This window comes from Nitrosopumilus sp. S6 (assembly GCF_054515815.1).
In genome coordinates this window covers 47,048-67,163 of record NZ_JBTNRI010000001.1, presented here as the reverse complement: position 1 = coordinate 67,163, position 20,116 = coordinate 47,048, and the positions used below count along the sequence as shown (strand labels likewise).

The 20,116-nt window shown below is 30.1% G+C and carries 21 protein-coding genes and 1 other RNA gene; 12 read left to right on the top strand and 10 right to left on the bottom strand.

Annotated elements, in window-relative coordinates:
* Positions 1–4: 4 nt before the first annotated feature.
* From ACX12B_RS00345 to ACX12B_RS00330, 4 genes are all read right to left on the bottom strand, one after another.
* A complete protein-coding gene (locus ACX12B_RS00345) occupies positions 5–523 on the bottom strand; it encodes a KdsC family phosphatase (RefSeq protein ID WP_459352099.1) in 519 nt (172 codons plus the stop codon).
* Positions 520–1,221: an acylneuraminate cytidylyltransferase family protein gene (locus ACX12B_RS00340; protein ID WP_459352258.1), complete on the bottom strand. Its 702-nt coding sequence runs from the start codon at positions 1,219–1,221 to the stop codon at positions 520–522. Before ACX12B_RS00340 ends, ACX12B_RS00345 begins: the two co-directional genes overlap by 4 nt.
* A 72-nt stretch (positions 1,222–1,293) precedes the next feature.
* Positions 1,294–1,884 carry a hypothetical protein gene (locus tag ACX12B_RS00335; protein WP_459352098.1) on the bottom strand — a complete coding sequence of 197 codons (591 nt, stop codon included), beginning with the start codon at positions 1,882–1,884 and terminating at the stop codon, positions 1,294–1,296.
* Positions 1,885–1,917: 33 nt separating this feature from the next.
* Positions 1,918–4,032 (bottom strand): B12-binding domain-containing radical SAM protein, encoded by a 2,115-nt coding sequence (locus ACX12B_RS00330; protein ID WP_459352097.1) that lies wholly within the window; start codon positions 4,030–4,032, stop codon positions 1,918–1,920.
* A gap of 55 nt (positions 4,033–4,087) precedes the next feature.
* On the opposite strand from ACX12B_RS00330, the gene ACX12B_RS00325 reads away from it, so the two are divergent.
* From ACX12B_RS00325 to ACX12B_RS00315, 3 genes are all read left to right on the top strand, one after another.
* The gene (locus tag ACX12B_RS00325) at positions 4,088–5,254 is read left to right on the top strand and encodes a DegT/DnrJ/EryC1/StrS family aminotransferase (protein ID WP_459352096.1); all 1,167 of its coding nucleotides are present in this window, start codon (positions 4,088–4,090) and stop codon (positions 5,252–5,254) included.
* A complete protein-coding gene (locus ACX12B_RS00320) occupies positions 5,244–6,077 on the top strand; it encodes an SDR family oxidoreductase (protein WP_459352095.1) in 834 nt (277 codons plus the stop codon). Before ACX12B_RS00325 ends, ACX12B_RS00320 begins: the two co-directional genes overlap by 11 nt.
* A 123-nt stretch (positions 6,078–6,200) precedes the next feature.
* Positions 6,201–7,772, top strand: coding sequence for a glycosyltransferase family 39 protein (locus tag ACX12B_RS00315; RefSeq protein WP_459352094.1), 1,572 nt, complete (start codon positions 6,201–6,203; stop codon positions 7,770–7,772).
* 64 nt (positions 7,773–7,836) lie between these two features.
* Here ACX12B_RS00315 and ACX12B_RS00310 read toward each other — a convergent pair whose 3' ends face one another.
* Both ACX12B_RS00310 and ACX12B_RS00305 read right to left on the bottom strand, forming a co-directional pair.
* Entirely contained in the window at positions 7,837–8,799 is a 963-nt protein-coding gene (locus ACX12B_RS00310; RefSeq protein ID WP_459352093.1) for a glycosyltransferase, read from the bottom strand.
* Between the two features lie 161 nt (positions 8,800–8,960).
* Positions 8,961–9,971 (bottom strand): SDR family NAD(P)-dependent oxidoreductase, encoded by a 1,011-nt coding sequence (locus tag ACX12B_RS00305; RefSeq protein ID WP_459352092.1) that lies wholly within the window; start codon positions 9,969–9,971, stop codon positions 8,961–8,963.
* A gap of 88 nt (positions 9,972–10,059) precedes the next feature.
* On the opposite strand from ACX12B_RS00305, the gene ACX12B_RS00300 reads away from it, so the two are divergent.
* A complete protein-coding gene (locus ACX12B_RS00300; protein WP_459352091.1) occupies positions 10,060–10,896 on the top strand; it encodes an NAD-dependent epimerase/dehydratase family protein in 837 nt (278 codons plus the stop codon).
* Here the strand turns inward: ACX12B_RS00300 and ACX12B_RS00295 are convergent.
* Both ACX12B_RS00295 and tes read right to left on the bottom strand, forming a co-directional pair.
* Complete coding sequence (locus ACX12B_RS00295; RefSeq protein ID WP_459352090.1) at positions 10,885–11,907, bottom strand: glycosyltransferase family 4 protein; 1,023 nt, start codon at positions 11,905–11,907, stop codon at positions 10,885–10,887. The genes ACX12B_RS00300 and ACX12B_RS00295 overlap by 12 nt on opposite strands.
* Positions 11,908–11,957: 50 nt before the next feature.
* Positions 11,958–13,637, bottom strand: a complete 1,680-nt coding sequence (gene tes / locus ACX12B_RS00290; RefSeq protein WP_459352089.1) for a tetraether lipid synthase Tes — start codon at positions 13,635–13,637, stop codon at positions 11,958–11,960.
* A 101-nt stretch (positions 13,638–13,738) separates the two neighbouring features.
* On the opposite strand from tes, the gene ACX12B_RS00285 reads away from it, so the two are divergent.
* The 3 genes from ACX12B_RS00285 to ACX12B_RS00275 are packed head-to-tail and all read left to right on the top strand — an operon-like array spanning position 13,739 to position 15,165.
* A complete protein-coding gene (locus ACX12B_RS00285; RefSeq protein ID WP_459352088.1) occupies positions 13,739–14,506 on the top strand; it encodes a TrmB family transcriptional regulator in 768 nt (255 codons plus the stop codon).
* 2 nt (positions 14,507–14,508) lie between these two features.
* On the top strand, positions 14,509–14,961 hold the full coding sequence (locus tag ACX12B_RS00280; protein ID WP_459352087.1) for a metal-dependent transcriptional regulator: 453 nt from the start codon (positions 14,509–14,511) through the stop codon (positions 14,959–14,961).
* A 39-nt stretch (positions 14,962–15,000) separates the two neighbouring features.
* Positions 15,001–15,165 carry a hypothetical protein gene (locus ACX12B_RS00275; RefSeq protein ID WP_428325018.1) on the top strand — a complete coding sequence of 55 codons (165 nt, stop codon included), beginning with the start codon at positions 15,001–15,003 and terminating at the stop codon, positions 15,163–15,165.
* A 4-nt stretch (positions 15,166–15,169) separates the two neighbouring features.
* Here ACX12B_RS00275 and ACX12B_RS00270 read toward each other — a convergent pair whose 3' ends face one another.
* On the bottom strand, positions 15,170–15,589 hold the full coding sequence (locus ACX12B_RS00270) for a secondary thiamine-phosphate synthase enzyme YjbQ (RefSeq protein WP_459352086.1): 420 nt from the start codon (positions 15,587–15,589) through the stop codon (positions 15,170–15,172).
* Positions 15,590–15,760: 171 nt separating this feature from the next.
* Between ACX12B_RS00270 and ACX12B_RS00265 the strand changes: the two genes are divergently transcribed.
* Positions 15,761–16,174: a hypothetical protein gene (locus ACX12B_RS00265; protein ID WP_048071331.1), complete on the top strand. Its 414-nt coding sequence runs from the start codon at positions 15,761–15,763 to the stop codon at positions 16,172–16,174.
* 32 nt (positions 16,175–16,206) lie between these two features.
* Positions 16,207–17,256 (top strand): mRNA surveillance protein pelota, encoded by a 1,050-nt coding sequence (locus ACX12B_RS00260; RefSeq protein ID WP_459352085.1) that lies wholly within the window; start codon positions 16,207–16,209, stop codon positions 17,254–17,256.
* Here the strand turns inward: ACX12B_RS00260 and cutA are convergent.
* Positions 17,253–17,564, bottom strand: coding sequence for a divalent cation tolerance protein CutA (gene cutA, locus ACX12B_RS00255; protein ID WP_459352084.1), 312 nt, complete (start codon positions 17,562–17,564; stop codon positions 17,253–17,255). The two genes, ACX12B_RS00260 and cutA, sit on opposite strands and share 4 nt — an antisense overlap.
* An 88-nt stretch (positions 17,565–17,652) precedes the next feature.
* On the opposite strand from cutA, the gene ACX12B_RS00250 reads away from it, so the two are divergent.
* From ACX12B_RS00250 to ffs, 3 genes are all read left to right on the top strand, one after another.
* Positions 17,653–18,804, top strand: coding sequence for a site-2 protease family protein (locus ACX12B_RS00250; protein WP_459352083.1), 1,152 nt, complete (start codon positions 17,653–17,655; stop codon positions 18,802–18,804).
* 43 nt (positions 18,805–18,847) lie between these two features.
* Complete coding sequence (locus ACX12B_RS00245; protein ID WP_459352082.1) at positions 18,848–19,762, top strand: TIGR00269 family protein; 915 nt, start codon at positions 18,848–18,850, stop codon at positions 19,760–19,762.
* Between the two features lie 35 nt (positions 19,763–19,797).
* An RNA gene (gene ffs, locus ACX12B_RS00240) (signal recognition particle sRNA) lies at positions 19,798–20,109 on the top strand.
* Positions 20,110–20,116 lie beyond the last annotated feature (7 nt).

The window sequence follows — 20,116 nt, the reverse complement described above, 5'->3', positions numbered from 1 at the left end:
AATGTTAATACCATTTCTTTTTTTTAGGAAATTTAATAGATAAAATCAAATCACATATTTCTCTAAATGATCCATTACCACCACTTTGTTTACACACATAATCTACATTTTTTTTCACAAAAATATTACCATTAAAAGGAGTAGCCGAAAATCCAACTTTTTCTAATAAATTAACATCATTTACATCATCACCAATATAGGCAATTTGTTCTGGTGAAACATTAAATTTTTTACAAATTTTTGGTAGTTCATTTTCTTTAATTTTTGAACCTTGTATAACATAACTGACGTTCATTGATTTTCCCCAATTTTTTACAATTTTTGATTTTTCTTTTGTTAAAATTATGGTTTTTATGTTATTACGTAACAAAATATTGACACCCATTCCATCCTGTACATGAAATCTTTTTAGAGATTCACCATTTTCTGAAAAATATCTTCCACCATCAGTAAGAACACCATCAACATCAGTTATGATCAAAACAATTTTTTTACATTTTTCAGATAATTTTTTAGATATCAAATTTTCACCAGTTTTTGTTTAATCATTTTTCTAGCTTGAGTTAAATCATGTGGTTCATCAATTTCGATAGAATTTTTTTTAGGCATAACAAATATGCCGGTTTTTCCAGAAATTCTACATTTCGATTTTAGAAAATTTTTATATTTTGTTATGTAGATTGCGCCATTTTCAAAATATATAGATTTTATATTTTGTCTTTGAGGACGTTTAGTTGGATTATAATTAATTGGAAATGAAGATTTATTTTTATTGATCCATATTAGTTCAGAGGAAGAAACCCCACTTAAAACAGAATCATACCGTTGTTTAAAAAATAAATCAAAAGCTTCATCAATATGTTTAACAGTTCTAAATGGAGAAGTATTTTGAAGTAAAATTATTACATCTGGAATATAATTTTCATTTTTTTTAAGAAATTCTAAAGTATGCAGCATAACAGGTTCAGTAGGAGATTTATCAAGAGATAATTTTTTGGGTCTTGGAATTACTTCTGCTCCAATTTTTTTGGCATACCTTGATAATTCATCATTTTCAGTAGATACAATAGTTCTATCAACATACTTTGATTGAAGAGAATTGTTGATAGTATAATACAACAAAGGTTTTTTGTTTAAAATTTTAAGATTTTTCATGGGAATGCCTTTAGAGCCACCTCGAACAGGAATAATTGAGATGATTTTGAGATTTGAGATTTTCATGAGTTTTTTTTTATTATTCACTACGACTCTATACTTTTTAGATATTAAAATTTAGATTTTAAAAAAATGAGTTTATAAAGAAAGCCAATCGTCAAAAGAAATTTTTTTTGCCAAAATACCATCTAGTGAAAAAATTTTTGTCTTTTGAATATTTTTAAAAACAATATCTTTTCCTTTTAAAAATTGACTATACTCACCAGTTAATTTTATTCCAGATAACAGTACAAGTTCAACATTAAAAAATGAAGCCAAAGATATACAAGTTAATCCGCTATTAAATTTTGGAAATTCCCCTGAAATAATTTTTGGCAAATTACAAGGTATGTATGTAGGAGAAAACCAAAAAATTTTTCCATCCAATTTTTGAATTTTTTCAGGGATTTTAGGATCCACAATTATGGATAGAGCATAATTTCCTTTTTTAGAAATATTAGATAATGGACCTTGAGTATGATCAACTAAAACATAGAGTTCAGAATCAATATTTGTTGATGGAGTTGAAAAACGAGGATGGAATTCAGGATGTCGGTATTCCCCCTTACCACAAATCATAACTTTTTTTTGAGAAAAATCAAAATCATTTATTGTTAAATCAATATGTTTTAAATTTTCATTTGCATTTTTTTCAAAAACAACAGGATCCCAGTAACTGGAATTAGGCATGATAAAATGAATAGAAAACTAGAGAAATTTTAATCAAACAAATTCACCTGGCGACGTCATTATACCCATATCATCAAAAATTCTATCATCATGGGAAAAGTTTCCATCAAAACTCAGAGTTCTTAGAGAGAGAGAACCTAACATTTTTGACAAAATCTTTCCAATACCATTTACATCTGATCCATTTTCAACAATCTTTTCTTGAATTAGACTTTTTTGTTCATCAGAAGAATAGAAGGTTATTTTTGTTAATTTTGAAGATTTTTGTGGGAGTGGTTTGAAATCATTTTTTTCTAAAGTTTCAAAATCATAATGAAATTCATATGAATATTTTTTGTTAAAGTCAAAAACATTTCTTTTTCGCAATATGCTAAATGTTTTTAATTCTTTCAAAAATGGTTTATAATTTTCATAAGTGTTTAGATCCTTCTTCTGGATTAGTTCTGAAGCAACTCGAAAAACGGCATCGTGAATTTCATCAATTAAGTCTAATGCAGCAATAGCTCTATGTTTGAATAAAACATTAATTCCTAATTCACCTTTAGCATATTTTTCTATAGTCAATGGCTCTTGTATATGATTTCTAAGATCCTCTTTATCATCCCAAAGTTCAGTTCTAGTATCAGTATCAAAAGAATCAAAAAGTTCAGAGATTTTTTTAGAGAAAGTCATACGTCGTTCAAACAATATAGGTAAAATATCTGAAGGTAAAATATCAAAATGCTTTAGAAATTGATATAATTCATAAAAAACCCTATCCTGATAAAACAGACCTATAGATAATGCAAATTGTCTACATTCATAATAATCCTCTATAGATAAAGTTGAATTTGAAACACATACTTTTTCAATTTCAGCACATCTAATTTCTTTTCCATTAAAGTCATACACTCCGAAACACCTTGGTAAAACTCTAAATTTTGATTTCATACCCCAAGCATTTTTTGTAAAATTTGCTCCTAATTCAGAACCTTCTAGCACCATACACTGATACATAGAAATCAATTTAATTTCTGCATCAGCTAATTTTAAAACAGTTTCAAAATGTTTTTCTTTAGTATCTCCTGGCAAAGCTAAAATTACTTCAGAATATGTATTTGCGCTTAATTTATTTCCAATTTGAGTCATTTCTAAAAGTTGTTGCTCAGAAATATTATTTCGTTTGACATTTGTCAATACTTCTTTATCTAGAGATTGAACAGAAGCAGCTAAACCCATACTACCTTCAAGGATTTCAGCACATTCTAGAATTCTAGCTTTGTTATTTTTTCCTGCAGATACTTGAATATAATAAGGATATTGATATTTTCTTTTTATTTCTGCAATGCTCTTACTAATTTCTAAATCTCTACCATACATTCCAAAATTTAAATCTGCTAACGTTAGCATTTTTCCATTATAATGTTGAGCAATATATTCAAGTTCATTATAAAATCTAGAAACTGATTTGTTGAAAACTTTTGAACGCGTTTTGATTCCATCTACACAAAAGGTACAAGAAAATGGACATCCACGATTAGATTCCAATAAAGGCGATAATTTACTATTTTTCAAAAATTCATCAAGAAAACCTTCAAGATAAGGAGACGGAATTTGATCTAAATCATTTATTCTAGCACTAGATTCATCTAGATGACACAAGTTTTCATTTACTATAGAGAAACAACCAGAAATTTTAGATTTTTTAACTGATTCTATATCTCGGGAATCATTCCAAATATCAATAATTTCAGTAAATGCTTGTTCGCCTTCACCAACTACATAGATATCAACAGCAGGATGTTCAATCAACCAATTTTTTCGACTATCATTTTCTAACGGAAAATTTGGACCTCCAAAAATGATTAAAATGTCAGGATGGATCGATTTGATTTCTTTTGCAAGAGTATATGCTAACTCAGAACCCCAAACATAATTTGAAAATCCTATAACAGAAGGTCTTTTTTTAAAGAAAGAATCAATAAAATTTTGAGGATCTTTAAAAAGTTCAATTTTAAAATTGGCAAAAAAATGAGAATGAGATAAAAAATAAGATTTAATGCATCCAATAGGATAAGGAATAAGATTGGGTGAATAGGATTTACTACCAGTATGAGTTAAATCTGCTAGAAAAATAAATTCTTGTTTTGAAAAATCATGATTTTCCACAATAGTTAATTAAATAGGAATAACTAATAAATCCTCAAGGATTGTTTAAATCACAATGGACCCAAAATGGACCTCAGGTAACGAATTAACATATCTTAAAGAAGTATTAGAAAATTCAAATGAAGTAAGGAAAAACCCATTTACCAATAGACTTGAAGATGCTTTTTGTAACAAATATGGAGTCAAATATGCAATAGCTCTTAATTCAGGAACTTCAGGATTACATTCTGCATTAGTTGCAGCAGGAGTTAAACCAGGAGACGAAGTTATTACAACGCCTTTTACTGTGTTAGTAGATAGTTCAGTACCAGTAATTATGGGAGCTGAACCTGTTTTTGCAGATATTCAAGAAGGAACTCATAATATTGATCCAAAATCTGTTGAAAAACTCATTACTAAAAAAACTAAAGCCATCATTCCTGTATCACATGACGGATTACCATACGATATAGATGTAATTAAAAAAATTGCTGCAGAGAACAATATCATAGTAATTGAAGATAATGCTCAAGCAATGCTTGCTGAATACAAAGGAAAACTAGTAGGAAAAGATGCAGACATGACGATGTTCTCATTTGAACGAACAAAACACGTTTCATGTGGTGAAGGAGGAATGTTGATTACAAATAATGAAGAATTGGCCAAAAAAGCTAGAAAATTTGCAGGTATGGGATTTAAAAATTTGAGTGCATCACATAGTGATCTTGTTGCAGGAGTCCCACTAGAATATCAATCACCTATTTATGAAAGAAATGATGCAGTAGGATTGAATTATAGATTTACTGAATTTTTAGCAGCAATTACATTAGCACAATTTGAAAGAGTTGAAGAATTAGTCAAGATTAGAAGAGATATTGCAAAAATATATGATGATGTTTTTGAAAATACTAATTTTATTCCACAGTTAGTCCCTGATGGATATGTCAGTTCATATTTCACATACGCAGTTGAGTCTCCATACTCAAATTTGGAAGAATGGAAAAAATTTCATGATTTTCATATAGAAAATGGTGGAGATGATTTTTACGCAGCAATGATACTAGGATATGAGGAACCAATCATGAAAAAATTAGGATATTATGAAAAATACAAAGGTCGCTGTCCTGTTGCAGAGGAAATTCAGCCAAAAATGATGCAGTTTAAAACAAATTACAGAAGTTTAGATGAGGCAAAGAAGAATATTGAAAACTTAAGGGAGTCAATAACGAAATTTGAAAAATAGAAATATTTCTACCAAGAATGAACTTGAAGAATTATTTTCGATCAAAAATAAAAACATAATCGTTACAGGTTCTTCAGGACTATTAGGAAGTTATTATTCTAGAATTTTATTAGAATTAGGTGCAAATGTTGCATTAATTGATCATTCCTCAAAAATTAGTAAAGAAATAGAAAATGAGTATTCAAAAAAAGGGGTATTTGCAAAATTCTATAATTCAAATTTAGCTGTTCCTGAAAAAATAAGTTCAACTTTAAAAAAAATTAATAAAGATTTTGATACAATTGATGTTTTAATCAACAATGCAGCATTTGTGTCTGCAAAAGCATTTAAAATAAAAGATTTTAAAAATTATGAAACACACCCGTTCAATTTATGGAAAAAATCATTTGAAGTAAATGTTGATGCGGTTCATATTTGTTGTCAAAAAGTTTTACCAATAATGAAAGAACAAAAAAGTGGTTCTATCATTAATGTATCATCAAATTATGGACTGCTTAGTCCGACATTTGACACATATAAAGATGAAAAATTATGGACACCGCCAGGATACGCAGTTACAAAATCAGCAATTTTGAATTTAACTCGATATATTGCAAATCTTTATGGAAAATATAATATTCGCTGTAATACTTTTACGCCAAGTGGTGTATCAACATCAAAGCTTTCAAAGAGATTTGTTAAAAGATATGGTTCAAGAAATGCTTTTGGACGAATGGCTAAACTAGATGATTATGCAGGTCCAATAGTTTTTTTGTGTTCTGATGCATCAAAATACATGACAGGTGCAAATTTAATCATTGATGGTGGATGGACATCAAAATGATTAAAAATTAAATTGAAACTATCTTTTATCAAGTTTGAGAAATATTTTTTCTAAGAATTTTTTACTAGAATTATATTTTTAAAGAAAAAACGTTAATTACATCAATTTAAAAATTTAAAGAGGTTGTTACAAATTTTTCAAAAAAAAACGGTTATTCCAATTACACTATTAATTATCTGTGGAATATCAATTAGAGTAGTTTTTACATTATGGAATTTGCCTTCGCAGGCACCAGATACAATAGTTTTCTTTATTGAAGCATTCAATTATGCAAATAATGATTATTCAGGATTTAATTCAAGATTTCTTTGGCCTTTTGTTTTGTCAATATTTTTCAGACTTTTTGATTTTCAAAATTTTATAGAATACATCAATATCATGAGAATAATTTCAATAGGATTATCAGTAATAACAATTCCCATAATTTATAAAATTTCTAGAGAATTTGTTGCAAAAAAATATGCTCTATTTGCTTCATCAATTTTTGTTTTTGAGCCAAACATTATTGAAAATTCAACATGGGGAATTACAGAATCACTTTTTCTTTTTCTTGCATTAGTTTCAATATTTTTTGTTTTAAAGTATAACAATAAATTCACAATTTTGAGTTTTGTTTTTGCAGGATTAGCATTTGATACAAGAATCAATGGCATCGTTCTGATTATTCTAATTTTAGTAATGTATAGTGTTAAGATAAAATCTATCAAACGGCCATTTTTATTTCTCTTGTTAGGACTGTTGATTTTTACATTTTTGACAATTCCACATTATTATGCTGGATCAGATCAAGCACCCATTATTTCAAGAGCTTCTGGAACCATTGAACAAAATGATAATAACCAAATAAATCCATCTTTATACCAAATCGCAAAAATTTTCTATTCAGAAAAACAACTAGATTCAAATTCTGATGATTTTCAGAAAGTTGGAATTGAAGAAATTTACTTATTTGCGTTAATCAAAGAATTTTATCATATTTTTCTAATTGCTATTCCAATTTTCATTTTTCTAGTTCCACTTGGAATTATTATCATTCTTAGGAATAGAAAATGGAATGAAATGGTCCTATTTTGTGGAATAATAATATCTATCATTATTGCAATTCCACAATATACACTATCATCTGAAATTAGAAATTTGTTGTTATTGATTCCCCTAGCCTCAATAATCAGTGCTATTGGTATTAATTATTTAGATAACAAGAAAAATGTTGGAAATTTGATAATGATATTATCAATAGCAAGTTTGATAATATTTTCAATTTTTATTTTGAATACAAAAATTTCAGACATAGAATCAATACAAGAAAGAGAAAATTTTGGTAAATTTGTTTCAGAAAATTTTGAAGGTAAAATTTCTGGAGACTTGCTTTATCATATTCAAACAAATATTCTTGAATTAAGTAACATTCCAATAGTGCATAATCAAGGAAAAGTAATTCAAACAGACTATTCATTTTTTGCGTTAATTTCAGAAAATCACCTAATTGATTATCTTACACAAAATGAAATTTCATACATTGTAATTGATGATAAAATAGATAACAGGTATGTAATTTTTGAAGATGTTTTTCATAATGAACAAAAATATTCATACCTAACAAAAGTTTATGATTCAAAATCAGATTATAACACATTAAAAGTAAAAATTTTCAAAGTGAATTCTGAAATCTTTGACAAAGATAATTCTGAATGAAGTGGATTAGATAGTTTTTTTATAACATCATACTAGAGTAGAAATCAAATCATATTGTTAAATTTTAAACAATAAATTCATTATATAATTTAATTAATTTTTTGATTTCAGTATCAGCATTATAGTTTTCTTTAATTTCATGATATAGTTTTTTCCCAATTTCTTTTCTATAGTTTTCATTTTTTAATGAAATTATATGGTTCACAATATCATATTTTGATTGTCCAATCAAGAGAAATTCTTCAGAAAATCCAAGTGCACCTGATTCTGATGTAATTACGGGCATTTTACATGCACCAGCCTCCAACATTTTAGTTTTTGATGCTAATATATGAGAAAACTCTGGGTACGGAGATAATAACACACTACATTTTGATAGTTCCCCAATAAAATTTTCAACTTTACCTAAAAAATGAACATTAGGAAATTGTAGTTGTTTTTTGAAATTAATATCAACAGATCCAATAAAAATAAAATCAACATCAGGCAAATTTTTAACGCAATGAAGAATTATCTCAAGCACAGCATAATTTTGGGTTCCAGGCAAAAAGGGTCCCACTACTGCAATTTTTAATGATTCACTTGCAGAGGTATTATAATCATCAATTTTTACAGAATTTCTTACCACCGTTGCATTTTGAATGTTTTTTACACGTTCATAGATGAGATCACTTGCACAGACTAAATGTAATGAATTTTTCCAGATGTTTTTTTCTAGTTTTTCGAGAGTATTTGCACTATGACGATACCACCATTTTTTATATGAAAAAAGAGAGTAGCTAGATGATTTATAGTCAGTTTCTTCAAAAGCAATTCCATGTATGTCTGAAATATAAGATTTTTTTTCAAAAAACTTTCCAGATAATTGCTGTGCATGAATTAAACAATTGGTAGGTTTTTTTGTTTTATTGTTAAAATTATCAATTATTGAAATCTTTGAAAATCCTTGTCTTCTTAATGCTTCAGATTCCCATTTTACACGCATGACAGAACCATTTGGTTTATTCATTGCATATTCAGTAACCATGACAACTTTAGAATTCAATTTCGGATAATTGAAAATATTTTGAGTTGATTAAAAAGGATACGCCACACAATACACATTATAAAATAAAAAATATTCTTTTATCAATTAAAAATTTCATTATATTTCACATTAATTTAGGTACAATTTAGAAACAATTTATTTCATTTTTCATAAACAGTTTTCAATATTTTTGTGATTTCAGAAATATTCAAAGGTTCCATTTCATTAAAATATGAAAAAATATTTTTTGGTTTTTTGGCATTAGGGTATTTGTATTTTGAAAGAGGCTTAAAAAGAGATGGTAAAATGAAAAAATCTTTTGTTTCTAAAACATGTTCCATTTCAAAATCAGTCAACAAATATTCTGTTAGCTTCTCTCCAGGTCTTATTCCAGTAACTTTTGTTTTGATTTGTTTTTCATCATATCCATATTTTGGTGCAAGAATCTTTTTCATAACTTCAAACAAATCATTCAGATACAATAAAGGCATTTTAAGAATAAAAATTTCACCACCTTTGGCCAAATTTGTTGCATTGACAATAAGATCAACAGCTTCCATTTTTGTCATGAAAAATCTTTTCATTCTTTTATCCGTTAACGTAATAGGACCGCCATTTTTTATCTGATTTTCGATTTTAGGCAAAATTGAACCTCTAGTATGAAAAACATTACCAAATCTTACCGATGCAAAAATTGTTTTGGAATTAGTATGAAATGATTCAGCAGATAATAACTTCTCACCTAATAATTTTGTTGCACCCATAACGCCAATTGGATTTACGGCTTTATCAGAACTTATTGAAATAACTTTTTCAACATTTTCGTTTTCAGCAGCTTTTACCAAATTATTTGTTCCAATAATATTAACAGTAAAAGTTTCAAAGGGATTTAGTTCACATCTATCAACATGTTTTAAAGCTGCTGTATGAAAAATTATATCAATTCCTTTTACAGCAGAATTTACAGTTTCAAAGTTTCTTATGTCTCCTACTACATAATCAATTTTTTTATTTGTAAAGGTCTGTTCCATTTCATATAATCCATTTTCATCATTACTAAAAACACGAACAAATTTTGCACCATCATTAATTGCTTTTTTAACAATTTCCTGACCAATTGAACCTGAACCTCCAGTTACCAAAATATTTTTATTTTTTAGTATTGAATTCAAGTATTAAATTATTGAAAATACCATTTAATTAATCAATATGAATAGTTTTGATGAAAAAAGTCATAGAGGAGGAATTTACTAGAAAATCATGAATTCAATTTTTGTTACAGGTTCATCAGGATTTATTGGGAAAAAAATTGTTGAGAGACTTCCTCAAGAGCAAGTTTTAACAGATTTTGTAAACTCAACAAGAATTAATCTACAAAATATTAACGAAGTATTAGATATCAAACCTGCGGAAACTGTAATTCATTTGGCAGCAAAAATACCTAAAAAAGAATCAGCATGGCAGGATTATTTTCAGAATAACATTACAACTACAACAAATATTTTAGAATATTGCAGAATAAAAAATGTAAAAAATCTAATTTATGTTAGTAGTTATGTTTATGGAAATCCAAAATATTCTCCTATTGATGAAAATCATCCAATAGATCCTCATAATGCATATAATGAAAGTAAATATCTAGGAGAAAGATTATGTAAATTTTATAGTGATAAAACAAATCTGAATGTCACTATTTTAAGATCGTTTAATATTTTTGGAGAATCTATGAATCAAGGTTTTTTGTTAGCAAATTTAATCGAGTCTGCTAAAACAGGCAAGAGAGTTTTAATTGTCAATAAAAATAGTAAGAGAGATTTTTTGTATGTTGATGATTTTGTGGATTTGATTTTAAAGATTATCAATCATGATTGGAAGTTTGAAATTTTTAACATAGGTACTGGAATGTCATTTTCATTTGAAGATATTATTAATAAAATTGAAGATATAACAGCAAAAAAATTGAATTTAGATTACACTGAAGATAAAAATACGGCCATAAATGAAATAAAAGCAGACATAACAAAGATTCAAGAAAAAACAAATTGGAAACCTAAAATCAAATTTGAAGAAGGTTTAAGGAAAATGTTAAGAGTTTAGAACTTGTTTATACAAATCCACATATAATTTTCCTATATTTGGCCAACCATATTTTTGAACTTCATTATATGCTGCAGTACAGATTTTTTCTTGTAGATTTTTGTCACTCACCATTTCTACAATTTTTTTCAATAGATTTTCAGAGCTTCCAGGTTCAATCAAGATTCCAACATTATTTTTTCCAAGTAATTCTTTATTTCCACCAATATTAGTTGCAATTATGGGTGTTTTGCAGGCCATGGCTTCTAATAATGTTGAACTAATTCCTTCAGCAAATGATGGTTGGATTAGTAAAATAGAGCCACGAATAAGTGGAATAGTTTTTTCTTTTGGTTGGTATCCCAAATAATGAATATTTTTGAATTGTTTTTCAATGTCAAGTACACTTTTTTCTTCAGGTCCACTACCAATGATTAGTAAATTAATTTCTTCAGGAAGTTTTTTTGCCATTTCCAAGATTGTCAATATTCCTTTTTCTTTAGATAATCTACCAGCAAAAATTATCTGATTTTTATATCTAGAATCAGAGCCAACAGGTAAGGATTCAATATCGATTGCATTAGGAATGTGAAAAACATTTGGATTTAATTTTTTATAATATTCATACGATTCTTCAGAACCAGCTGTTATTGCATCTGCAAATTTTAATGCATTTTGTTCATATTTGCTAGAAAGTTTTGAGCTTGATTCACCATGAAGCAACCCAATTTGTTCACTAAAAATTCCATGTATTGTTAAAATTTTTTTTCCAGTAATATTTTTCATTGCCATTGCACCAATTGGATGCATTGCATGAACAATATCATATTTTTTCATAAATTTTGTTTTTAGATATGAGGTGATTAGAAAACTAGGATTTTTTAATTTTTTTAATGGTATTATAGGGGTATTTTCTGATGACAAAACATCTACTTCATGCCCATGTTCTTGTAGATATGTAATAAAATCTCGTACATGTTGTGCTACTCCACCAATTCCTTTGAGAGTAGGAGAGATTAACAGAATTTTCACAAAACAGAATTATTTTTTTTACTTAAAAGGTATTGGATTAAAAAATACTATTACGTTGTTGCTTGTGCTGCTTGGTGGAACATTTCACTTTTTGCACATCCTGCTGCAAGTTCATCGCCTGCACCACGTCTCATAAGACCTCTGTATAGACCGTCTTCGAGTTTGACACCTTCTCTTTCTTCCCATTCTTCTACAGTGATAGAGTATTTCTTTTGGATTCTATCTCTGTACCATTCAGGAATTACATTAAATGCACAGAATGGAACGATTCTAAGATCAGGGGTAACATAATGGATATCACATCTTTGTAGTCTTTCTAGGTCTTCATTGTATTTGTCTTGGAAGTGCATCATACCAAGGAACAATCCTTTGACGTGCCAAGAGCCAACTGAATCAAAGGATCTCTTCATCAAGATATTACCAAACATCTTTGCCAAATCTAATCCTGCTGGTTGTTTCTTTGAGTCAACAAATCCTTTGAGTTTTCTTACAACTTCAAGCATTGTAAAGTACTTGTTTTTACCAGAACGAATTTCTTCTGCTTTATCTTCAAATAATTCTAACATTCCTTGAATATCACAGAATTTTGTTAATGGAACAAACTTCTTTGTTTCTTCATCTTCAAAGATGTATGTTCCTGCACCACAAGCAAAGTGAATTGATAATTCGTATTTTGGTTTGCTTGAGAATGCTTCAATTACATTTGTTAATGGCATACAACTTGGTACGGGGAACCAATCATCAATAGTTACCTCACCATTTGTTTGCTCTTCAATTCTTTGAATACAATCAGGTACAGTAATTCTGTATTTTTCACGTTCACTCTTACCCATTCTACCAGTTAATGATACTGGTTGGAAGTTTACAGCGTGAACTACATCCATGTTCTTTTGAGCATATCTGATAATTCCACCTAATTCATGATCATTAATTGATTTGATTACTGTTGGAACAAATACTACAGTTGTTCCTGTCTTTCTGCAACTATCAAGTGCATATGGGATTTCCCAGTGATTCTTTGGGTTTGTTCTTGCAGTTACACCATCAAATGAAAGATACAAATTGTTACATCCAGCAAGTCTTACTTCACGTGCTGCTTCTGGATCCATTGCATGTCTAATTCCATTAGTGTTCATCTGAATATGATCAACACCTTCTTCTTTCATAATTTTGATAACATCAGCAATATCTTCTCTAAGCATTGGTTCACCACCAGTAATTTGCATAGAGTTTCCAGGAATTGGTCTTTCTGCTCTTAGAGTCTTCATCATTCCTCTAATTTGAGTATGATCTGGCTCATACATGTAAGCACCTTCTAGACCTTTCTTTACATAGAAGAAACAATACCAACATGTCAAGTCACATCTGTTAGTTACAATCATGTTTGCAAGTCCACTGTGAGACAGATGGTTTGAACATAATCCACAGTTATTTGGACAAGAACATTTGTCAATCATTACGTTTGGAGCATGAGCACCTTTGCCATCCATCCAATATGTACTAAATTTCTTGTATAATTCGTAAGAACCAAAGTATAATTCCTCACATTCACCGTGAGTTGGACAAACTTTAGACATGAAGACTTTGTTGTCTCTCTCAAAAACCTCTGCATCCAAAATCATGTTACAGTCGGGACAGATGCTTTGAGTGAATCGAATTGTAGATTTTTTACCTAAATTCTTTGTACTTTGATTAGATATCTGAATTAGAGCCATGCCTACTATGGGCATTTTTCCGAAATGGTATATAATGCATTTCATACTTGGCCTCGGGTGGAATTTAGGAAGTAGGCGTATGGGATTTAAATAACAAAACTGATCGACTAGATCGCATGAGCATATCTGATAAAACAAGAAAAGCCTTAGAGAAAATAGGTCTAACAAGTTATGAGATCAGAACATTTTCGGCATTACTAAAATCAGGAGAATTAACAGCATCAGAGCTCAGTCAAAAATCAGGAGTCCCATATTCAAAAATTTATGAAGTTTTAGGAACTCTAGAAGAAAAAGGCTGGATTGGAACAGATGATTCAAGACCAACTAAATATTTTGCAAAGTCACCATCTACAGGATTAGAAACTACAAAGCAAAAGATGGAAAATGATTTTTCAGAAAATCAAAGTGTTATTCTAAATGAATTAGTTCCATTGTATGAAAAAAGTGGAACTAGTGAAAAGCCAGACATTTGGGTATTATCAGGTGCAATAAACATTGCAGCAAAAATTCTAGAAATGGTTGAAACATGTAGAAACGAAGTGATGATTGCATTACCTGAGGCAGGTGAAGAATTAGTAAAACAAGCATTACCAAAATTAAGATCGCTACATGACAAAGGGGTGGACATTACAGTTCTCACATCAGATAAAATGGATAAAGAATCCATCAAAGCAATAAAAAGAGTTGCAACAGTAAAAATCAAGAAAGGTTTGTTTGGGGGAGGAATAATTTCAGATAAAAAATATGTTGTAATACTATTAGGTCCAGCAGTTGCTGCTGAAAATTCTTCAGACGTAGTTGCAATTTGGGCAGATCATGCAGGATTAGCAGGATTTGCACGTCAATATTTCGAATATTTATTAAAAGATTCAAAGAAGGTATGAGTATGGATGCATTAAATGATGAAGAGACTCTATTTGTAGGAACAGCAGAAGCTGAGCATGTAGAGATGTATCTCAAAGCAATTTGGCACATCAAAGAAAGAGGAGAAGAAGTCAAAATTAGCACTATTGCAAAAATGCTTAATGTTAGACAACCAAGTGTTGTTCAAATGCTAAAAAAACTAAACAGTAAGAATTTGGTCACTTACAATAAAGCAGGAGTTAAACTTACAGATGAAGGTCAGTCGATTGGTTCTAGTATGATGAGAAACAGTAGACTATTGGAAGTTCTAATGGATAGTGCACTCAAAGTGGATATTGATGAGGAGATGGTATGTGGAATTGAACATCATATGAATAAACAATTTACAGATGCATTATGTACAATGCTAAAACATCCAAGAAAATGTCCTCATGATCATGACATTCCTGTCGGGGAATGTTGTAAATCAGCTTAGTATCCCAAAAGATATATCATCTTAGAAATTAGATTAATCATGGCATGTTTTTGTGGATGTGAAACATATGAAAAAAATGATAATGGATTCAAAATTGCATGTGTAAAATGTGGACATGGACCTCAAAATCATGATGATGAATTTAGAGCCGCTGCAAGAAAGAATGAATCACAAAGTCAAAAACGTGATGCAGACTTTGGATAGATAATTATTCACCGATTATTTTTACTAAAACTCTTTTTGGTCGTTTTCCATCAAACTCTCCATAGAAAATTTGCTCCCATGGACCAAAATCTAATTCACCATTTGTAATTGCAACAACTACTTCTCTTCCCATGATTTGCCTTTTTAGATGAGCATCTGCATTGTCTTCTCCAGTGTCATTGTGTTTGTATTGATCAACTGGAGCATGTGGTGCTAATTCCTCTAACCATTTTTCATAATCATGAAGCAATCCACCTTCATTATCATTGATAAAAACACTTGCAGTTATGTGCATAGCATTAACAAGGCACAAACCTTCTTTGACTTTACTTTTGTCAACTAGTTTTCTAATATCAGGAGTGATATTGACAAAACCTCTACGGGATTGAACATTAAAAGTTAGATATTCAGTTAGTGAATTCATAATTATTCTAGGTTAATCGTCAATTAAAATCATAGGCAGGCTCAGAACTCAAGATCCTCATCATCATTTCAAAGGGATAGGTTCATCACCACCTGCAAGCCATATTTGAGGTAGATTCCTATTGAGTCTTTCAAGAAGCTTGATAAATGGCCAATAGATTATTCATTCAAAATGGTTGCAATTGACACTCCAGCATCAGTAGAAAGTTTTAGAAGATTTATCATCTCCAGCACATGCAAATCTTATGCTCCAAGAAGTTATTTGGATGATTCAGAAGTATTTGCTGAGAGAGAAGATAGTTTAGGTGCAATTTATGTCGAGGCAGCTGACAAAGTAACTTTGAAAAAAATTAGAGATATTACATTTGTTAACGCAAGAGATATTCTAGGAATTATATATAATTCAAAAAGTGGCAACACATCTTTGAAATGGCGTCAATTAAAAAGAAATCATGGTAAAGTAACTGGAGAAGCATCTGCAAACTCATTAACAAATTTGGCAGAATCAGGAGTTCTTACTTTAGATTGGGTTGAGAGTTATCTCAAGAAAAAATCTGAAGAAAAAACTAATGAAGTGACAAACTAAACTCTTTTCTCTTTGTAGAATAGAATAATGATATGATTACAAAAAATATTGATGATAATCTAATTTCGGTCATTCCAGAGGATTCAGATGATCTTTTGAATTTACGTAGAATAATTAAAGAAAATGACAAAGTTATTGGAGACACAACTAGAGTACTAAAGCAAGACAAAGATTATTCAAGACCAGACAAAGGAGAGAGAATTAAAGTTAGAATTGCATTGACCGTAGAAAAAATTTCACTTGATGATGTGTTAGATAGATTACGAATTGGAGGAATAATTACCGAGTCAAGTAATGAATCAGTACCACATGGTTCTCATCATTCATTTATCTTAAAAATTAATGATGGTGTGACGATTTCAAAGAAAAAATGGTTGCCATTTGAAAAAAATCTTTTAGAATCAAGCAATAATCAAGTTGGTTTTGTATTAGTAGCAATTGACACAGGAGACTGTGGAATTGCCCGATTAAGAGGAACACATTTGGAATTTATGCCAAATATCTATTCAGGTTCTGGTGGAAAGAGATACAAAACTAATTTTAATATTGAAAAATTCTTTGAACAAGTACAACAAGCAGTTTCAACCATTCTCAAAGAAGGAGATACAATAGTGATTTTTGGTCCAGGAGAAACAAAGAAACGATTTTCAAACTTTATTCAAAAGTCTCAGAATTTACAAAAATTCAAAGTTCAAGTGGTTGAAGGAATTGATTCTGGAGGTGAAGATGGAATATACACATTTACAAAATCAAATATTATGAAAGAAATAATGTCAGATAGTAAACTGGCAAAAGTATCATCAATTATTGATGAAGTTATGCTTCTTGCAAATAAAAAAAGTAAAAAATTCACTATGGGTTTTGATGAGACATTTAATGCAAATCAAATGGGAGCAGTAGAATCTCTGGTTTTTTCAGATAAAGCAATTCAAGATGATGAACAAAAAATGATAGATTTTCTAAACGATGTAGAGAAAAAGAGAGTGAAAATGTATAGTGTTGATTCTTCTACAGATATAGGTTTGAGAGTAACAGGTTTGGGAGGAATTATTTCCCTGTTACGATATTCAATAGAGTCCTAACTTGTTGAATCTATTAACCAATCTAGATACGGTTTGTTAATTGAAGCCACATCAACTTCAGCAATTTCTGGGACATCATAGGGATGAGTTTCCTTAATTTTTTCTTTAAGTAGTTTCTTGTTTTTTGATGTTGTTTTAAAGATAGCAATGTATTCAGATGTATTTTCTATTTTTTTATTCCAAGAATAGATTGAAGATATTTTAGAAATATTTACACATGCGACTGTCTTATTTTTTACAAACATTTTTGCAATTTTTGTAATTGATTTTTTATCAGGATATGTTGAGATAATCACTGTAGGTTTCATAGTAACCGATAAATGTCCGTACCTTAAAAAAATTACAATTAATTTGGAACTTGATTTTATTACCCAAAATTCGATTATCTATGTACTAATGGCATGGGTAGTTATTGTCATTGTTGCCAAGGGGTTAAAATTAGAAAAACATGGTTTTGAAATAAAGGCATACAGTCTAACTTACAAAAATAAACAAGTCAACTCAGTATTGTTAAAACTTCTTAGTCGGACAAGAAGAGGAATTAGGGTTTTTGCAGATGTAAGTGTAATTTCAGGTTTCATAATGATGGGTTTTGCGTTCTGGTTTTTACTTAACAATGTTTCAAACTTTTTTGTTGCACAAACAGAATTTTCAGAATTAACTGTTCTTATTCCAGGAGTTACACTAACTTCAGCTGCATCAATTACATACTTTCTGCTATCAATTCCAGTTGTACTGATTATTCATGAAGGAGCACACGGTATAGTTGCAGCATTAGAAAAAATTAAGATCAAAACAGGAGGCTTTGCAATATTTATTGCAATGTTTGCAGGCTTTGTAGAACCTGATGAAGAAGAATTTAACAAAGCAAAAAAGATTTCAAAACTCAGAGTTATTGGAGCAGGAGCAACATCAAATGTAATTTTTGCATTTGTTTTAGGAGCAATTTTACTTACAAATCCATTTTTTGCAATGGTTTTACCTGAACCACTCTTGAGTACATTTTATGAATTACCTCAAGGAGTTCTAATTCTTTCAATCATTGAAAATTCAGGAGCAGAACAAGCAGGATTACTTGCAAATGACATCATAACGTCAATCAATGATAAACCGATTCTGAGTCCGGTTGATTTTCCCAGTTTGAATCCAGGAGATATGGCAAGTGTTTCTGTACTTAGAGATGGACAACCATTAGAATTTAGTCTCGAAGTAATGCCAGCACCTGACGATCCAGAAAGAGGACTAATTGGAATTATGAGAGATAATTCATTTGCATACAAACCTGTAATGAATTTCATTGAATGGAATGATCCAAATCTTTCAATGTTCCTCTTGTGGCTTTGGATGATATCATTTTTCATTGGAATAATCAACATGCTTCCACTACCAATTTTAGATGGAGGAAAATTCATTCACACTATTATTGATAAAAGAATTTCAGAAAAAGCAGTAAATGGTGTAATGTGGGGAATCTATGCGTTTACTTTTGCATTATTTGGCCTAAACATTGCCCTATCATATGTAAAATCTGGTTGGTTCACAATATAGAAAATACCTAAAGAATCATTAATGAAAAAAAATATTCAAATTCATGAAATGTGATGGGTGTGAAAACTCAGCAGTTTATACTAGAAAATATTCTGGGCAAAAACTCTGTTCAGAATGTTTCTCAAATTCTATTGTAAGAAAGACTGCAAAAACAATTTCCAAACACAAAATGATCAAAAATAATGAATTAGTGGCAGTTGCAGTTTCTGGAGGCAAAGATTCTCTTGCATTGTTGAAAATCATCCATGAAATGTCGTCAAGCCATAATTTTAGAATTAAAGCAATTACTATTGATGAGGGCATTCCAGGATATAGAAATGAGGCATTAGAAATTGTTGAGAAATTCTGTGGAGAATTAGGTGTAGAGCACAAAGTTTACTCTTACAAGGATCTCTTTGAGTTAACACTGAATGAAGCATTAGACTTGAGAGAAAATGAAAAAACATCATCATGTTCAATTTGTGGAACTTTAAGAAGAAGAGCAATTGATCATGCTGCAAAAGATATTGGAGCAGATGTTATTGCAACAGGGCACAATCTAGATGACACATTACAAACATTTGTCATAAACATGCTTTCAGGAGATACTAATAAAATTGGATGGATGGATCCTGATACATCTTCAAACTCATTAAGAAAAATCAAACCATTTTGTGAGATATATGAGTCTGAAATAGTGTTTTATGCATTTACAAATGACATTCCATTCCAATCTGAACCTTGTCCTCACATGAATGAAGGAATAAGAACAGAGATTCGTGAATTTCTAAATTCATTAGAAAAACAACACAGTGGAATTAAAAATAATTTGTATCAATCAATTCTCAGAGTATCAAGTATCGTAAAAGAAACAAATTACAAAGAAAAAATGGTTTGCAAGAAATGTGGTAGTGATTGTACAGGAAATGTATGCTCAGTTTGTAATATGGTGTTGAAACTAAAAGAGAACCAAACCTAATGCAAATATAACATACTTTGTTTTAGAAAAATTGGTAGTAGGTAGGATCGGGGTGCCAGCCGTGCCCTGTTCTGAAACCGGCTATATGCAGAGATCAGTAACTGTTGGGTAAATCTCTAGATGGGTAATTCCCGCTTGGTGTGCGGAAATGAAATCACGCCGAGGCGGGTGGTTGCAGGACTAGAACTATCCGAAGGGATAACTTCTAAGACCGAACCATCGAAAGGGATGAGGTCCGGGAGGGAGCAATCCTAAGGTGGAGCATCCACGCTTCCTCGTCAACGTGGCGGATCTTGTACGCCTTGAAATGGGGCTATTCGCCTAGACTGGAACCAACAGATCTGCTACCATTTA

Bases quoted from the DNA above. Each gene is read 5' to 3' on its own strand.
- ACX12B_RS00310 (WP_459352093.1), bottom strand. From the start codon at position 8,799: ATGGTTACTGAATATGCAATGAATAAACCAAATGGTTCTGTCATGCGT.
- ACX12B_RS00275 (WP_428325018.1), top strand. From the start codon at position 15,001: ATGGCATGTTTTTGTGGATGTGAAACATATGAAAAAAATGATAATGGA.
- ACX12B_RS00335 (WP_459352098.1), bottom strand. From the start codon at position 1,884: ATGCCTAATTCCAGTTACTGGGATCCTGTTGTTTTTGAAAAAAATGCA.
- ACX12B_RS00280 (WP_459352087.1), top strand. From the start codon at position 14,509: ATGGATGCATTAAATGATGAAGAGACTCTATTTGTAGGAACAGCAGAA.
- ACX12B_RS00250 (WP_459352083.1), top strand. From the start codon at position 17,653: ATGGCATGGGTAGTTATTGTCATTGTTGCCAAGGGGTTAAAATTAGAA.
- ACX12B_RS00270 (WP_459352086.1), bottom strand. From the start codon at position 15,589: ATGAATTCACTAACTGAATATCTAACTTTTAATGTTCAATCCCGTAGA.
- tes (WP_459352089.1), bottom strand. From the start codon at position 13,637: ATGCCCATAGTAGGCATGGCTCTAATTCAGATATCTAATCAAAGTACA.
- ACX12B_RS00325 (WP_459352096.1), top strand. From the start codon at position 4,088: ATGGACCCAAAATGGACCTCAGGTAACGAATTAACATATCTTAAAGAA.
- cutA (WP_459352084.1), bottom strand. From the start codon at position 17,564: ATGAAACCTACAGTGATTATCTCAACATATCCTGATAAAAAATCAATT.
- ACX12B_RS00300 (WP_459352091.1), top strand. From the start codon at position 10,060: ATGAATTCAATTTTTGTTACAGGTTCATCAGGATTTATTGGGAAAAAA.
- ACX12B_RS00245 (WP_459352082.1), top strand. From the start codon at position 18,848: ATGAAATGTGATGGGTGTGAAAACTCAGCAGTTTATACTAGAAAATAT.
- ACX12B_RS00260 (WP_459352085.1), top strand. From the start codon at position 16,207: ATGATTACAAAAAATATTGATGATAATCTAATTTCGGTCATTCCAGAG.
- ACX12B_RS00340 (WP_459352258.1), bottom strand. From the start codon at position 1,221: ATGAAAATCTCAAATCTCAAAATCATCTCAATTATTCCTGTTCGAGGT.
- ACX12B_RS00285 (WP_459352088.1), top strand. From the start codon at position 13,739: ATGAGCATATCTGATAAAACAAGAAAAGCCTTAGAGAAAATAGGTCTA.
- ACX12B_RS00265 (WP_048071331.1), top strand. From the start codon at position 15,761: ATGGTTGCAATTGACACTCCAGCATCAGTAGAAAGTTTTAGAAGATTT.